The organism is Methylovorus mays (assembly GCF_020531915.1).
Lineage (GTDB): Bacteria > Pseudomonadota > Gammaproteobacteria > Burkholderiales > Methylophilaceae > Methylovorus > Methylovorus mays.
In genome coordinates, this window is the sequence record NZ_JAJAVG010000004.1 from 291350 (window position 1) to 306652 (window position 15303).

Annotated in this window: 16 protein-coding genes; 11 read left to right on the forward strand and 5 right to left on the reverse strand. The window is 56.8% G+C overall.

From position 1 onward, the window contains the following. Position 1: 1 nt before the first annotated feature. The 6 genes from LG203_RS03720 (at position 2) to LG203_RS03745 (ending at position 6211) form a co-directional block, all read left to right on the forward strand. The gene (locus tag LG203_RS03720) at positions 2 to 664 is read left to right on the forward strand and encodes a nucleotidyltransferase family protein (RefSeq protein ID WP_230344541.1); all 663 of its coding nucleotides are present in this window, start codon (positions 2 to 4) and stop codon (positions 662 to 664) included. Between the two features lie 22 nt (positions 665 to 686). Then, positions 687 to 1157 carry a (2Fe-2S)-binding protein gene (locus LG203_RS03725; RefSeq protein ID WP_159355621.1) on the forward strand — a complete coding sequence of 157 codons (471 nt, stop codon included), beginning with the start codon at positions 687 to 689 and terminating at the stop codon, positions 1155 to 1157. Between the two features lies 1 nt (position 1158). After that, positions 1159 to 3354 carry a xanthine dehydrogenase family protein molybdopterin-binding subunit gene (locus tag LG203_RS03730; RefSeq protein ID WP_230344542.1) on the forward strand — a complete coding sequence of 732 codons (2196 nt, stop codon included), beginning with the start codon at positions 1159 to 1161 and terminating at the stop codon, positions 3352 to 3354. A gap of 293 nt (positions 3355 to 3647) precedes the next feature. Beyond that, complete coding sequence (locus tag LG203_RS03735; protein WP_268867329.1) at positions 3648 to 5066, forward strand: cytochrome ubiquinol oxidase subunit I; 1419 nt, start codon at positions 3648 to 3650, stop codon at positions 5064 to 5066. 2 nt (positions 5067 to 5068) lie between these two features. Further along, on the forward strand, positions 5069 to 6073 hold the full coding sequence (gene cydB / locus LG203_RS03740) for a cytochrome d ubiquinol oxidase subunit II (protein WP_230344543.1): 1005 nt from the start codon (positions 5069 to 5071) through the stop codon (positions 6071 to 6073). After that, positions 6074 to 6211: a DUF2474 domain-containing protein gene (locus LG203_RS03745; protein WP_230344544.1), complete on the forward strand. Its 138-nt coding sequence runs from the start codon at positions 6074 to 6076 to the stop codon at positions 6209 to 6211. Between the two features lie 51 nt (positions 6212 to 6262). On the opposite strand, the gene LG203_RS03750 is transcribed toward LG203_RS03745, so the two are convergent. Beyond that, positions 6263 to 6685 carry a hypothetical protein gene (locus LG203_RS03750; protein WP_230344545.1) on the reverse strand — a complete coding sequence of 141 codons (423 nt, stop codon included), beginning with the start codon at positions 6683 to 6685 and terminating at the stop codon, positions 6263 to 6265. Between the two features lie 148 nt (positions 6686 to 6833). Between LG203_RS03750 and LG203_RS03755 the strand changes: the two genes are divergently transcribed. After that, complete coding sequence (locus tag LG203_RS03755) at positions 6834 to 7577, forward strand: ferredoxin--NADP reductase (protein WP_230344546.1); 744 nt, start codon at positions 6834 to 6836, stop codon at positions 7575 to 7577. A gap of 144 nt (positions 7578 to 7721) precedes the next feature. Next, a complete protein-coding gene (locus LG203_RS03760) occupies positions 7722 to 8360 on the forward strand; it encodes a LuxR C-terminal-related transcriptional regulator (RefSeq protein ID WP_230344547.1) in 639 nt (212 codons plus the stop codon). Between the two features lie 23 nt (positions 8361 to 8383). Here LG203_RS03760 and LG203_RS03765 read toward each other — a convergent pair whose 3' ends face one another. Further along, on the reverse strand, positions 8384 to 9868 hold the full coding sequence (locus LG203_RS03765; protein ID WP_328486449.1) for a sodium:solute symporter family protein: 1485 nt from the start codon (positions 9866 to 9868) through the stop codon (positions 8384 to 8386). Continuing rightward, complete coding sequence (locus LG203_RS03770) at positions 9865 to 10092, reverse strand: hypothetical protein (RefSeq protein WP_230344548.1); 228 nt, start codon at positions 10090 to 10092, stop codon at positions 9865 to 9867. Before LG203_RS03770 ends, LG203_RS03765 begins: the two co-directional genes overlap by 4 nt. 216 nt (positions 10093 to 10308) lie before the next feature. Here LG203_RS03770 and LG203_RS03775 point away from each other — a divergent pair, with 216 nt between their 5' ends. Then, positions 10309 to 11355, forward strand: a complete 1047-nt coding sequence (locus LG203_RS03775; RefSeq protein WP_230344549.1) for a helix-turn-helix transcriptional regulator — start codon at positions 10309 to 10311, stop codon at positions 11353 to 11355. 204 nt (positions 11356 to 11559) lie between these two features. Here the strand turns inward: LG203_RS03775 and LG203_RS03780 are convergent, their stop codons facing one another. Together LG203_RS03780 and LG203_RS03785 are read right to left on the reverse strand one after the other, a co-directional pair. Beyond that, entirely contained in the window at positions 11560 to 12108 is a 549-nt protein-coding gene (locus LG203_RS03780; protein ID WP_230344550.1) for a hypothetical protein, read from the reverse strand. A gap of 33 nt (positions 12109 to 12141) precedes the next feature. Continuing rightward, on the reverse strand, positions 12142 to 12336 hold the full coding sequence (locus tag LG203_RS03785; RefSeq protein ID WP_230344551.1) for a CsbD family protein: 195 nt from the start codon (positions 12334 to 12336) through the stop codon (positions 12142 to 12144). Between the two features lie 287 nt (positions 12337 to 12623). On the opposite strand from LG203_RS03785, the gene LG203_RS03790 reads away from it, so the two are divergent. Together LG203_RS03790 and LG203_RS03795 are read left to right on the forward strand one after the other, a co-directional pair. Beyond that, on the forward strand, positions 12624 to 12827 hold the full coding sequence (locus LG203_RS03790) for a cold-shock protein (RefSeq protein WP_013442210.1): 204 nt from the start codon (positions 12624 to 12626) through the stop codon (positions 12825 to 12827). Positions 12828 to 13088: 261 nt separating this feature from the next. After that, on the forward strand, positions 13089 to 15293 hold the full coding sequence (locus LG203_RS03795) for a heavy metal translocating P-type ATPase (RefSeq protein WP_230344552.1): 2205 nt from the start codon (positions 13089 to 13091) through the stop codon (positions 15291 to 15293). Positions 15294 to 15303 lie beyond the last annotated feature (10 nt).

Here is a 15303-nt window from a genome sequence, read left to right on the forward strand (position 1 = left end):
CATGCATGAGATTAGCGCGATTGTATTGGCCGCCGGCAGTTCATCACGCTTTGGCGGACCCAAGCTGATGCAGCCGCTGACAGGGGATGCAAGTGCCATGTGCGTGCTTTCACATGCTTTGCAGCCTTGGCTGGCGAGTTTTCCCCATGTGCAGGTGGTGGTGCCACCTGAGCACAAGGCGCTGCGGACACAGGTCGAGCGCGAGTTGCACAGGGCTGATCGCATTCACTGGCTGGCATGCGAGCAATCAGCATTGGGCATGGGCCATAGCCTGGCCTTTGGCGTGGCACAAACCGCCCAGGCCGGTGCCTGGCTGATCGGGCTGGGCGACATGCCGGACATACAAGCCAGCACCTTGCAATTACTGGCAGCCAGGCTTGCCAGCGGTAACACCTTGGTTGCACCCGCGCATGCCGGCAAGCGTGGGCACCCCGTCGGGTTTTCTGCCCAGTTTCGCCAGTCCTTGATGGCATGTGAGGGTGATCAGGGTGCCAGAAGGGTGTTGCAGGAGCATATGCACCAACTGTTGACGCTGGATGTCGACGACGCCGGCGTGCTGTTTGATATTGATACCGTGGCCGACTGGCAACGCCGCATGTTGGCTGTTGCCACCCCCAGGTTTCTGCCTAGGGCAGATGTTGAATTTTCCCGCTTTGACTTTTAACTTTTAACAAGATGAGGTAACCATGATCACCTTGAATGTAAACGGCGACCAGCACGATCTGGATGTGACCGATGACACCCCCATTCTGTGGGCCTTGCGCGATGTAGTCGGCCTGACTGGCACCAAATTCGGGTGTGGCATGTCGCTTTGCGGCGCCTGTACCGTGCATCTGGATGGCAAACCGATACGTTCCTGCGTCACGCCGGTATCCGCAGCCAATGGCAAGGAAATCACCACGATTGAAGGCATAGGTGCCAGCGAGCTCGGCAAGCGCGTACAGGACGCCTGGATTGAGCAGGAAGTGGTGCAGTGTGGCTACTGCCAGTCCGGCCAGATCATGTCCGCCGTTGCCTTGCTGAAGGAAAATGCGACGCCGTCGGATCAGGACATCGATAATGCCATGTCGGGCAATATCTGCCGCTGCGCCACTTATGCGCGCATTCGTTCCGCCATCAAGCTGGCTGCCGGTCAGCCTGCCGCCAAGGAGGCATAACATGCATATGCTGCCCGAAACGCAAACACCCGATACCGCGCGCGGGGATGTCAGCCGCCGCGATTTTCTTAAACTTTCTTCCGGTCTGGGCATAGGCCTATTGCTGGAGTTCAGCCTGCTGGGCACCGCCTGCAGCAAGCTGGGTATTGGCGGCAAGCAGGAATTTACGCCCAATGCCTTTATCCATATTGATCAGGATGGCGTCGTGACCATCGTCGCGCACAAGGTGGAAATGGGGCAGGGGACGTATACCTCCATGCCCATGCTGATCGCCGAAGAGCTTGAAGTCGACGTCAGCAAGGTCAAGCTGCAACACGCACCGCCGGATGACAAAGCCTATGGCGATGCCTTGCTGGGCGCGCAGATTACGGGTGGCTCCACCTCCGTGCGCGGTGCCTGGAAGCCCCTGCGTGAAGCAGGCGCCCGTGCACGCATGATGCTGATCCAGGTGGCCGCCGATGAGTGGAAAGTCCGCCCCGAGACCTGCTATGCCGAAAATGGCGAAGTCGTCCATCAGCCAACTGGGCGTCGCGTGCCGTATGGCGATCTGGTGGAAAAGGCCTCGCGGTTGCCTGCACCTACCGCCGTCACCCTCAAGGATCCCAAAGACTTCAAGATCATCGGCAAGCCTGTGCATCGGCTGGATTCGCCGTCCAAAGTGAATGGCACCGCCGAGTTTGGCATTGATGTCAAAGTGCCGGACATGAAAATCGCCACCGTCAGCGCCAGCCCGGTATTTGGCGGCAAACTGGTGTCAGTCGATGACAGCGATGCCAAAAAGATTCAGGGCTTTCAGCAGGTGATCAAGCTGGACAATGCCGTGGCCGTGATTGCCGACCATATGTGGGCGGCCAAGCAGAGCCTGGCCGCCTTGAAAATCACCTGGGATGACGGCGAGCATGCCAGTTTCTCCAGCGCCAGTCTGCGCGAAGACATTGCCAAGGCTTCCGAAGCCAAAGGGGCCGTGGCCAAGAACACGGGCAATGCGCCTGGCGTGATTGCCTCTGCCGACAAGAAGCTGGAAGCGGTTTATGAACTGCCGTTCCTCGCCCATGCCACCATGGAGCCGATCAATTGCACCGTGCATGTACAGGACGATGGCTGCGATATCTGGGTCGGCACCCAAGTGCCCGTGGTTGCACAGATGGTGGCTGCCCAATTGACTGGCCTGGCGCAAGACAAGGTGCGGATTCATAACCATCTCCTGGGTGGTGGATTTGGCCGTCGACTGGAAGTTGACTCGGTGGCGCAAGCGGTATCCATCGCCAAGCAGGTCAACTTCCCAGTCAAAGTGGTATGGACGCGTGAGGAAGATATACAGCACGATATGTACCGTCCGTATTATTACGACCGTATCTCGGCTGCGATCGACGAGCAGGGCAATCCGCAAGCCTGGCAGCATCACATCACCGGCTCGTCCATCATGGCGCGCTTTTTCCCGGCCGCGGTGAAGGATGGCGTAGACCCGGATGCGGTCGAAGGGGCGACCGATCTGCAATATGCCGTGCCGAATGTGTATGTCGATTACGTGCGTCACGAGCCACCTTTGCCCACCGCTTTCTGGCGTGGTGTGGGCCCCACCCATAATATTTTTGTGGTGGAGAGCTTTATTGACGAGCTGGCCGCCAACGCAGGCAAGGATCCCGTGGCGTATCGTCTCGCCTTACTGAAAAACGCCCCGCGCGCCAAAGCGGTGCTGGAGCTGGCGGCAGAAAAAGCCAACTGGTCAACGCCAGTGGCAGCGCCTGCCAAGGGCAAGGCTGGCAAAGGCGTCTCGGTGCTGTTTGCCTTTGGCAGCTACATTGTCCAGGTGGTGGAAGTGGAAGTCGATCCTGATCAGCAGGTACGGGTGAAGAAGGTGGTCTGCGTGGTGGACTGCGGCTATACCGTGAACCCTGACACCGTGCGTGCCCAGATGGAAGGCGGCATCATGTTTGGTATTACTGGTGCGCTGTGGGGTGAAATCAACTTTGAGCAGGGCCGTGTGCAGGAAAGCAATTTCCATAATTACCGCATGATGCGCATGAATGAAGCGCCAGTGGTCGAGGTGCATCTGGTGCCCAGCCAGGAAAACCCCGGCGGTATCGGTGAGCCAGGCACGTCTGCCGTGATGCCTGCGGTGGCCAATGCCGTATTTGCCGCTACTGGCAAACGCGTGCGCAAGCTGCCGATTGCCAAGGCGCTCACGACCACCTGAGCCCGCAGTCAGACCTGAGATCCTGGCTTCCATCGGGGATGGGATTGCCGGGATGACAGGGCGGTGGTGTAAGTTTGCTGAAGAGGCCGACCTTAACCGGGTCGGCCTTTTTCATGCCGATGCATCAGGGCAGGCATGCCAACAGGCGCCTTTTCGGCATCACACTGTACCGATCAAATAGCGCCTGACTGTGCATTGCATAGTGCCGTGCTTATCCTTAGGATTTAATTGGAAATTTATCTGGTGTTAGCAGGGTCATATGCCCAGACAGCCAGAAAACCTGAGGATGCATCATGTCAGTTTTAGCGTTGGATCTTGCCCGCATACAATTCGGGTTCACCATCTCGTTTCACATCGTGTTTCCCGCCATCACTATCGGCATGGCGAGCTACCTGGCTGTACTGGAGGGCTTGTGGCTTAAGACCAAACAGGCCCATTACCTCGAACTCTACCGCTACTGGTCGCGCATCTTCGCCCTGACATTTGGCATGGGCGTGGTGTCGGGGCTAGTGATGGCTTATCAGTTTGGTACCAACTGGTCGGGGTTTTCCAATTATGCCGGCAGCGTGACGGGGCCCTTGCTGGCGTACGAAGTGCTGACGGCGTTTTTTCTTGAAGCAGGTTTTCTCGGTGTCATGCTGTTTGGCTGGAACAAAGTCGGGCCCGGCCTGCATTTTGTCTCCACACTCATGGTGGCGGTCGGCACCCTGATTTCCGCCACCTGGATTCTTGCCTCCAATAGCTGGATGCATACGCCACAGGGGGTGGCCCTGATTGATGGGCGATTGATCCCGGTGGACTGGTGGCAGATTATTTTCAATCCTTCCTTCCCATATCGCCTGATGCACATGGTGGTCGCCGCTTATCTGGCCACCGCCTTGCTGGTCGCGGCTGTCGGCGCCTGGCATCTCTTGCGCGGTACCGCCACCAAGGCGGTGCGTACCATGTTTTCCATGGGCATGTGGATGGCCTTGCTGGTTGCTCCGGTACAGGCGGTGATTGGTGACTTCCATGGCCTGAATACACTGGAACATCAGCCCGCCAAAATCGCGGCCATTGAAGGTCACTGGGAAAACAAACCCGGGGAAGCCACGCCGCTTATTTTGTTCGGCTGGCCCGACATGGCCGCAGAAAAAACCCATTTCGCCTTGGAAATCCCGCACCTCGGCAGTCTTATCCTGCGCCACTCCTGGGATGCGCCCATTCCTGCGCTGAAAGAGTTTGCGCCGGAAGATCGGCCGAATGCCACCATTGTGTTCTGGTCATTCCGCATCATGGTGGGCCTGGGCATGCTGATGATCTTACTCGGTGTGATCTCTGCCTGGCTGCGCTGGCGCGGTCGTTTGTATGACACCAGGCCCTTTCTGCGCTTTGCCCTCTGTATGGGGCCTGCCGGGGTGCTGGCTATCCTGGCGGGCTGGTACACCACCGAGATAGGCCGTCAGCCGTGGGTGGTGTATGGCATGCTGCGCACGGCGGATGCCGTTACGCCTCACAGTGCCGCAGAAGTCGGCCTGACGCTCGTGCTGTTTGTGCTGATCTACCTGCTGGTGTTTGGCGCCGGTGTGGCTTATCTGCTCAGACTCATGCGCGTTGCGCCGCAGCCTGACGAAACCCCAGCCAGCACACCCGATCTGGAAGAAGACCATGTCTTTACCCTGGCACCGGAATTCAGTGCCGACAAGCCCGGCTCAACCGAAGGAGGACGCTAATCATGGAAGCCAATCTACCCCTGATCTGGGCCGGGATTATCCTGTTCGGCATCATGATGTACATCATCATGGATGGATTCGATCTTGGCATCGGCATTCTCTATCCCTTTTTCAGCGACCGGCATGACCGCGACGTGATGATGAATACGGTGGCGCCGGTGTGGGATGGCAATGAAACCTGGCTGGTGCTGGGTGGCGCAGGCTTGCTGGCGGCATTCCCGCAAGCCTATTCCATCATCCTCAGCGCCTTGTATCTGCCGCTGATCTTCATGCTGATGGCGCTGATTTTTCGGGGTGTTGCCTTCGAGTTTCGCTTCAAGGCGCGCGATCACGAGCGCCATTTCTGGGATAAAGCCTTCATAGGCGGTTCCATGGCGGCGACCTTTTTCCAGGGCGTGACTCTGGGCGCCTATATCCGCGGCATTCCAGCCGTGAATGGTGTCTACACGGGTGGTGCGCTGGATTGGCTGACACCATTTTCGCTGTTTACGGGAGTTGGCCTGCTGGCGACCTATGCTTTGCTGGGCAGCACCTGGCTGGTCATGAAAACCTCGGGCGAGCTGCAGGCGACGTGTTACCGGCTGTCGCGCGCGTTAGGTTTGGTCTTGCTGGCGATTATTGCCATCATCAGCTTGTGGACACCTTTCATCGATAGCCGCATCGCCGCGCGCTGGTTCGGGCCTGATATGTGGACCTTGCTGCCGATTCCGCTACTGGTGCTGTTCTGTTTCTACCAGTTGCAAAGAGCGTTGGCACGCAAGGCCGAGGTGTGGCCCTTTGTCTTTACGTTAGCGTTGGTATTCCTGGGATATGTCGGTCTGGGCATCAGTGTGTGGCCAAATATCGTACCCCCTGACATCAGCATTCAGGCGGCCTCGGCACCCCCCCAGAGCCAGGGCTTTGCCCTGGTAGGCGCGGTGATCATTATTCCCATCATCCTGGTCTATACCGCCTGGGGATATTATGTGTTTCGGGGGAAAGTGCATGCCGGCGAGGGCTACCATTAAATGGAAGATAAATCTGAAAAACGCTGGGGACAGCGCCTCGGCTGGTTGTTCCTGATCTGGCTGGGCAGTGTGCTGGCATTGGGGGCGGTTAGCCTGCTGCTACGCCTCATCATGCGGGCAGTGGGGCTGACCACGTAAGCGAGCAGGGCACCTGCCTGGCTTGCGCCTGAGAAGTACCCCGCGTGCGCGTTAATGCACCAGCTTGCGGTTAAGCTTCTCCAGCATGCCTTTGCGATGCTTGTGCGCCAGCTCATAATCACGCAGGCGCCGAATTTGTGACAAGCTCAGCGAAGCCAGTCGCGAGGTGACTTCCGAAATGGTAAGCCCGGCGTATTCCTTTACCGACAGCCGCGGATTGCCCGTATGGGCCTTTGCCGATCTGCGTGAGGTGGCGCTGGTGTGCGGTGTGTTGCGCGTGGAAGAGCGACCTGAACCCGCAGCGCTGGCTGATTTTCCGGCGGAAGATTTGGTTTCGCCTGCCTCGCTACGCTGTTTGTTCACGATGCGCGCCGCCACTTCCTCTTCGCGTCCTGAGTAACGATGATCATGCTGAAACTGGTGCTTGAGCTTTTCAAACTCATGTTCCCGCTTGGGAGATGCGCCTCTAGGCATGATAAAACTCCTTTCCTTATCGTAAGGTGAAGTGTAAGAATGCATCGATTGTGCATTGTTTTTTATAGGTAATCGTCCGTAAGAAAAGTAGGAAATAATTGAAGGTGTTGCGGTCACCCCAGCACCATCTCTCATTTAAGGATTAGCAATGGCGACATGGATACAAGGCAGGGTAGTGGAGCACAAGCATTGGAATGCCTATCTGCACACCCTGTACATTGAGGCAGAGCTGGCGCCCTTTGCCGCCGGGCAATTCGTCAAGCTGGGGCTGGAAATAGAGGGCGAGGTGGTCGCGCATCCCTATTCGCTGGTGAACCCACCGCAGCAGCGGCCGCTGGAGATTTTTTACATTGAAGTGCCAGAGGGCAAGCTGAGTCCGCACCTGGTGCCCTTGAAACCCGGCGATGTTGTTCAGCTGTCGCCCACCGCCCATGGCTTCATGACGCTGGATGAGATTCCCGCCGCCCGCGATCTCTGGCTGATCGCGAGTGGTACTGGGATAGGGCCGTTTCTTTCCATGCTCGGTACTGAGCAGCTGTGGCAGCAATACGAGCATGCCGTGCTGGTGTACTCGGTGCGATATCAGCATGATCTCGCCTATCTGGAACGCATACAGGCCCTTATGACAGCGCATCCCGGCCGATTGCACTTTGTGCCGCTGGTGACGCGTGAAGCTTCCGACATCGGCTTGCCATGCCGCATCCAGCAGGCACTGCAAGATGGTCGTCTGGAACACCATGCCCAGACCGCGCTAAGTCCCGAGCATAGCCAAGTCATCCTGTGCGGTAATCCGCAAATGGTGGAAGAGATGCAAGGCCTGCTGGCCACCCGCGGCCTCAAGAAGCACAGAAGGCGCGAGCCCGGCCACATCACCACCGAGACCTACTGGTAATCGCTCGCGGTCATCCGCCGTCCTCCGCCATTCAGAAGGCCATTTCCTACAACTGAATGGCATCACGCCTACAGCCACAGCTGAGCTCGTGGCATATGCTGGTATTGAACGCATCCCCTTGCAGTTGCGGCAAAAGGAGGTTCAATGCACAGACACAATGTCATGTTGGTGAATGGATATCGCATCAGCCGATACGCACTGAGACAACTACTTGAAGCCACAGGTGAATTCACGGTCACTGAAGCTGCCACCAGCGCAGAGGCGGGCGCTCATACTGCCATTGCCCCAGAGTTGTTGCTGATTGATATCTCGAATCCGGCCAAGAGCGGCCTGGAAGCCCTGTGCGACCTGAAGCACGACTTCCCCGACTTGCCGTGCCTGATCGTAGGGGGGCTGGATGATGACACCTTGCGCAATCATTACCTGCGCCTGGGTTGCCATGCCTATCTTTCTCGTGATGCCAGCGATCAGGCCATATTGCAGGTCGCATGCAAACTCACTGCCAGAAAACATATATCTGGCAATCATGTCGCAAGTCAGCATTGCCTAACCCGGGCTGCTCCCGAGGTTCCACATATGCCCCACATCGATCTCTCTGCACGTGAGCGACAGGTGTTCTTCAAACTCACCTCGGGTAAATCCATACCCTCCGTCGCGCGTGAACTCCTGATCAGCGCCAGCTCCGTCAGCGTTTTTCGCTGCAAGATTCTGCGCAAGATGCACTGTAGCAACAACGCCGAACTGATCAGCTATGCCTTTCGTCACCGCTTAGTGAACGATTGAGCTGGTCTCTGATAAGGTGGCTTCTACGTTTGCAGCATTGTGTTTTTGTTTTCGACAAGATCGAATAACGCCGTTACACGTGCCTTTTCTGATGCATTTTGGGGAATCAGATAGGCCAATACCACATAGACGATGACATTCACGATAAGCGCGACTGCGCCTGACGTGAGGCCATATGCCCAAGGTGGATTGCCCTGATACATCAGCTCTAGCGTGACGGCCACGGCAAAGCCGATGGACATGCTGGTCATGGCGCCGTATTTGTTGCCGCGTTTCCAGAATATTCCCAGGAATTGCGGGATAGCTAGCTGAATAATCCCTTGGTAAGCCAGAACGGCGAGCGAGAATAGGGCGGGCAGGGCCATGCATGAGAGCCAGGATGCCAGCAGGGTAAGAAGCAGCATGCCGGTCTTGGAGATCACAATCAGTTGCCGGGTGCTTAGCGTGAAGTAATTGCCCAGCAGATCGTTGGCGATCTGTGCTCCTGTTGCCTGAATATTGCCATCAATATGGCCCATGGAGGCGGCCAGCAGGACCGTGCCTGCCAACCCCAGCAGTATTAATCCACCAGCTTCTTGCGATGCGATGAACCAGACAGCATCAGGGTGGCTGGTGGCAGAAGGCAGCATGCCAGCCAGCATCCCAAAAATCAGTAAGGCAAGACAAAAAATGAAGGATAGGGGGATCGCCAGCGAGGCCGATTTTTTCAGGCTGGCTACCCCGTTAGCGGTAAACAGGCGTACAAAAATATAGGGCCAGCACCATCCGCCCAGGGCTCCGGTCAAAACCAGGCTGAACAGGAACATAGGCCCTTCTTTGGAGCCGAGGCCCGGGAGAGTGAATCGGGTGGCATCAAGGCTGGAGAAACTGATGCCTTTCGCCACGATCAGCCAGGCGATCAGCCCGATCAGCATGGCTGTGCCTGCCAGATAAGCCACCATGCCTTGGTAGAAATCGGAAATCACGACGCCACGCATGCCAATACGCACAGTCCATATCTGCCGGATGGCGATTACAACCACCCCCAATATCACGGCCTGCGAAAACGTCAACGTGCCCAAGGAAAGGAAGCGGAACATTTCGCCCAGGGCCTGCATGCCGAGAATGAGCCAGGGAATGCCCGAGATGATGCCAATGACAGCAGCAATGGTGCGGATGTGGCGTGAGTTGTAACGCAAGGAAAAAAGATCAGGCTGCGTCTTCAGGTCAAAGGCTTTGCCCCACATCCATACTGGCTTCGCCATCATGTACATCAGCATCACCGTCAAAAGGCTATAGCTCAGCACGTAGAATGAAATAATGCCGCTCGCAGCTGCCATGCCGCCGAAGGCTGTGAACATGGCGCCCGGGTACCAGGTGTTGAGAAAGGACATGGCCTGGTAGCGTGCGCCAAAGGAGCGGTCGCCAACGGCATAGTTGGAAAACGAGCTATCGTCCAGCCTGATGCGCTGAAGTATGACAATCAGGCCCGCAAAGAACACCAGCATCATCCCGAACGTTATGATCATGATGTCAGCTCTCCGTTTGCAGCTTCCTGCCAGAAGGCATAGAGAATACTCAGGGTAATGGAGAGGCTGACCGCAGTGAAGTAGACAAAGGTCGCAGGCAGACCCAGGATCAGTTCGCGATGCTCGCTCGCTGCCCAGTACAAGGGCGGGTAGAGCGCTACGAATACATTCAGCAGGAACCAGGTCCTGACCACATAGACTTGCATGGATTTTTTGGTCGGCATTTTTTCTCCCGTTTATCAGTTGCCTGCGCGTTTGAGGATGGCTAAGCCAACTCCAGACAGGAGTATGGCGATGGGGATGCTGCGTGAACATCCTGCAAATGCAGGGGTAGGTGCTGCTTCGCCTGCAGGTCCACATAATTGATTAAGGGCGTGGATTAAGGGATGATCTGCGATAAGAGAAGGCTTTCACCACCTGCAGAAGGGGAGTGTTTGGAGATGGATTTCACATCTGGCAATGCGCTGTTGGCGGATTTGTATAAGACGGCCGTGACCGCGAGTCCCCGTGTCTTTCAGCAAGAAGCGCTCAAACATCTGGAGCGCGTGATCGGGTTTGATCGGGCCTGGTGGGGCATCATGTCGCCTGGCAAGGCCGGGTTCGATTTGCTGAGCTCCTACCGCCATGAGCTACCCTTGGCGTTCGAAGAGCACTGGCATGCGGTCAAGAATGACGATGCGCTCGCACACGATGTCCATTTTCAGCCCAGAACTACGGTGCATTTCAATCGGCAGGCTCTCCACTCAACCCCTGGGCTCGCCGACCTCAATACCGGGCATGATCTCAGTCAGGCCTTGTGTACTTCGGTATTCCTGCCAAACCGCACCTCTTTTCTGTTTATTTCTCTGTTTCGCTCCGGGAGCCGCGCCCGCGCCTTTAAGGCTGGCGATATCCGGCTCAAGCAGTGGCTCACGCCGCATTTGTATTCCTGCTGGCGCACCAATCTGCTGGCAGATATCGAGCGCACGCGCCTGCCGAATAAATGGCAGGACAAGGCGAGTGCATATGTTGATCGCCGTGGCAGCATTGTGTATGCCGACAGTGCCTTTGCCGAGTTTGTGAGCCAGGCATGGCCCGCCTGGCGTGGCGGTCGCTTGCCACATGCGTTAGTGGAGATGCTGGTTAGCAATCCGGCATCGTCTATCCATCTACCTATCGGCATCTACGTAAACCAGCAGCAGGCAGGCGGCCTGACACGGCTGGATATCGGGCGACCATCGCCACTGGACAAACTAACCAGACGCGAGCGCGAGGTGGCCCGAGGCTTTGCACAAGCGCATTCCTATAAGGAAATTGCGGCTGAGACCGGTTTGTCACCCGCCACCGTGCGCCATTATCTGCGGGGTATCTACGCCAAGCTTGCCATCAACGACAAGGCTGAGCTGGTCAGGCTGGTAGCCAGGCATGAGCTGGAGGTTGAAGTCCCGGTAGCGATCAAGGGCGCATTCACCCATGGGCTGGATATGGATTACTTGGGTAACGGGTAGGAATTGCGCAATTAAATAGCACATAATAAAACCGGCAAATGCCGGTTTTATTATGTATGAAAAGCTAGCTTGGAAAGCTTACAGCTTACAGCTTACAGCTTACAGCTTACAGCTTACAGCTTACAGCTTACAGCTTACAGCTTACAGCTTACAGCTTACAGCTTACAGCTTACAGCTTACAGCTTACAGCTTACAGCTTACAGCTTACTGGCGGTAATCCGCTTTGGCTTTGTCCTTGCAGCTGGACTTCACCTCTCCGGCGTAGCTATCGCATTTTTTCAGGGCCACTTCGTAGTCAGATTCCATTTTCTTCTCTGCGGCTTCCTGACGGGCTTCCAGTGTTTTGCGGGTTGCATCTACATTGGCCATGCCGGTGCTGCGCTCCGCTTTGGCTTTGGTCAGGCACAGATCCTTGGCATCGCCGTTGTAGTCGTCGCATCTTTCCTTGGCGACTTCATACGTGCCTTTGACCTTTTCCTCTTCTGCCGAGATACGGGCATCCAGCGTGCCTTTCAGGTTGGCATCCAGATCAGCCAGGCCAGCTTCACGTTTGGCGGTTGCCTCGGCCTTGCAAACATCTTCCTGATTGCCGGAAAGCTTGCCACAGGCTTTTTTCTCCTGGTCATAAACGGCGTTAACGCGGTTCTTGCCATCTTCATATTCAGCTTTGGTAATGACCTGAGACCAGGCCTGGCTGCTCATCAGCATGGCCAGCAGGCCACCTAATGCCATTTTGTGTGCGATATTCATCATGTTGCTCCAGTGATTAAAGGGGTAACGCAATCGTTAGGTGTTGCGAAACTTTTCGATCTGGGCTTCGGCTTCTTCTTTCGAGATGCCATAGAGTTCTTGCAGCTTGCCTGCGAGCATGTCCTTGTTGCCTTTGATCTCTTCAAGATGATCATCGGTGAGTTTTCCCCATTGCTGACGAACCTTGCCGGTCAGCTGCTTCCAGTTGCCTTCGATTTGGTCCCAATTCATGGTGATTCCTTTCGTTTATTGGATTTTTTAGCTGTTTTGGATCAATTGATCACTTGGCCATACTAGCCAGCACAGGCGCTTCAGGATGTCCTCAAATGGCTGAAACCAGCGTCAGAATGGGCTGTCAGCGAAAAAAAGCCCCCTTTGAAAGATTTCTCCTACAGGGGATTCAGAAAAATCTGTATGGCAGAAGGGGCAATATGGCCTACACTGGCGGTGTAGTACGTTTTTATTTCATCCCATCGTCATCGTTTGGCGATGTTTTTATCAAGTGCAGGAGACAGCAAATGGCAACAGGTACCGTGAAGTGGTTTAACGATGCAAAAGGTTTTGGCTTTATTACCCCGGACGATGGAGGCGAAGACTTGTTTGCGCACTTCTCGGCCATTGCCAGCAATGGCTTCAAGAGTCTGAAGGAAAACGAGCGCGTGAGTTTCGACATCACGACTGGTCCTAAGGGCAAGCAGGCATCGAACATTCAGAAGGCGTAATAGCCCTGAATTGAGAAACGGCCCTTACGGGCCGTTTTGCATTTATAGGCCTACATCATTCATGGGCGGGTCATTCGGGCCTGTGCGCGCTCCGCCAGCTTCCTTCCATACACCAAACATCTAGTGGCATGGTTGCCACATCGACTTATGTAGCACCTCGCATGCCTGGGGGCTCATGGCCGCAAAGGTCGTCAGCGCAGTTGCCTGGGTGTATCCTTGAGGCAGGCGTCACGCCATGTCCAAATTTGTATGGGAAGTACCATGTCGGAAGCGAATACCCCTTTAACCGAGCTTGATGTCGCCATTAGCGGCATGACGTGCGCTTCATGCGTCGCGCGCGTGGAAAAGGCCATCCTGAAAGTGGAGGGCGTAAGCGCGGCCAGCGTGAATCTGGCCACAGAGCGGGCCCATATCCGTTTTTCCTCCCCGGCCAGTGCCGAGCGCGTGGTACAAGCGGTCAGCAAGGCAGGGTATGAGGCGACGCCGCTTCAGGCCGAGGCGGCTTTTTCTGCGCCGCCGGAAATCCATAGCGGCTGGAAAGTGGCGACTGCCGCGGTGTTTACCGTACCTTTGATACTCCCCATGTTGCTGATGGTGGTCGGCATTCATTTCAATCTGCCTGGCTGGCTGCAATGGCTGCTGGCGACGCCAGTGCAGCTCTGGCTGGGAGCATCGTTCTATCGTTCGGCATGGCAGGCCGTGCTGCATCGTAGCGGCAATATGGACCTGCTGGTGGCACTGGGCACGACGGCGGCCTATGGCTTGTCGGTTTACATGCTGCTGATGGGCCATGAGCACCTTTATTTTGAAGCGGCCAGCGCGGTGATTACCCTGGTATTGCTTGGCAAATGGCTGGAAAGCCGTGCCAAGCGCCAGACTACCGAGGCCATACGCGCCTTGCAGGCCTTGCGTCCCGATACCGCGATTGTGCGACGCGATGGCAAGGAGCTCAGCTTGCCACTGGCGCAGGTGAGTCTGGGCGATCTGGTGATTGTGCGCCCAGGCGAGCGCATTGCCGTGGATGGCGTGGTGCAGGAAGGCGAAGGCCAAGTGGATGAAGCCCTGATTACCGGGGAGAGCATGCCTTTGCACAAGCGGGTGGGCGACCACGTGACCGGTGGCGCTTATAACCTGGATGGCCTGCTGTGTGTTAAAACCACGGCCATAGGCGCCGAATCCACCCTGGCGCGGATAATCCGGCTGGTGGAAGACGCCCAGGTCGCCAAACCTGATATTCAACGCCTGGTGGACAAGGTCAGTGCGGTGTTCGTGCCCGTGGTGCTGGTGATTGCACTGATCACCTTGCTGGGCTGGCTGCTGGCAGGCGCGAGCGGCGAGCAGGCCATTCTCAATGCGGTGGCGGTGCTGGTGATTGCCTGCCCGTGTGCGCTTGGCCTGGCGACGCCTACCACCATCATGGTGGGGACGGGCATTGCCGCCAAACATGGCATTCTGATCAAGGATGCCCAAGTGCTGGAGCTCGCCCATCAGATTAATGCCGTGGTGTTTGATAAAACCGGCACACTGACCGAAGGCAAGCCGCGCTTGATGGCCGCCAGGGCGGTCGATGGCGATGATCCTCAGCACACCCAAGCGCTGGTCAGGCTGGCGGCCAGCCTGGAGCAGGGGAGTCGGCATCCGCTTGGGGTGGCTTTGCTGACGGCGGCTGAGGAGCAGCAGATTACCCTGCCAGTGGTCACGCAACTGCAGGAAAAAGTCGGCCAAGGCTTGCAGGGCGAGGTGGAGGGCCGCACGGTGTATCTCGGCCATGGCCGCTGGATGCAGGCGCTGGGTGTGGATCTTGCGCCATTGCAGGCGGCTGCGGATGCCTTGCAGGCGCAAGGCCATACCGTATCGTGGCTGGCGACCGGCCATGTGGGGCGAGTCGTCTTGCTCGGGCTGGTCGCGTTTGGTGACCAGATCAAGGCCATCAGCGCCCAGGCCATTGCCAGCCTGCACCGGCTGAATGTCGCCAGTGTGATGCTGACCGGGGATAACCCGCGTAGCGCCCATTACGTGGCGGACCGTGTAGGGATTCAAACCGTATTGGCCGAGCAGACGCCAGAGACCAAGGCGGCCTGCATTGCGGACCTTAAAACACGCCATGCCGTGGTGGCCATGGTGGGCGATGGCATCAACGATGCGCCTGCGCTGGCAGCTGCGGATATCAGCTTTGCCATGTCCACCGGCACCGATGTGGCCATGCACGCGGCAGGCGTGACGCTGATGCGTTCAGATCCCGCGCTGGTGGCCGATACCATCGACATTTCACGCCGTACCTATGGCAAAATCAGGCAAAACCTGTTCTGGGCATTTATCTATAACGTGATAGGCATTCCGCTGGCGGCTTTTGGTCTGCTTAACCCGGTGATAGCGGGGGCTGCCATGGCATTCAGCTCGGTGAGTGTTGTTAGCAATGCCTTGTTGTTGCGTCGCTGGCGGCCGCCAACAACGCCAGGTCATTAACCATTGGAAA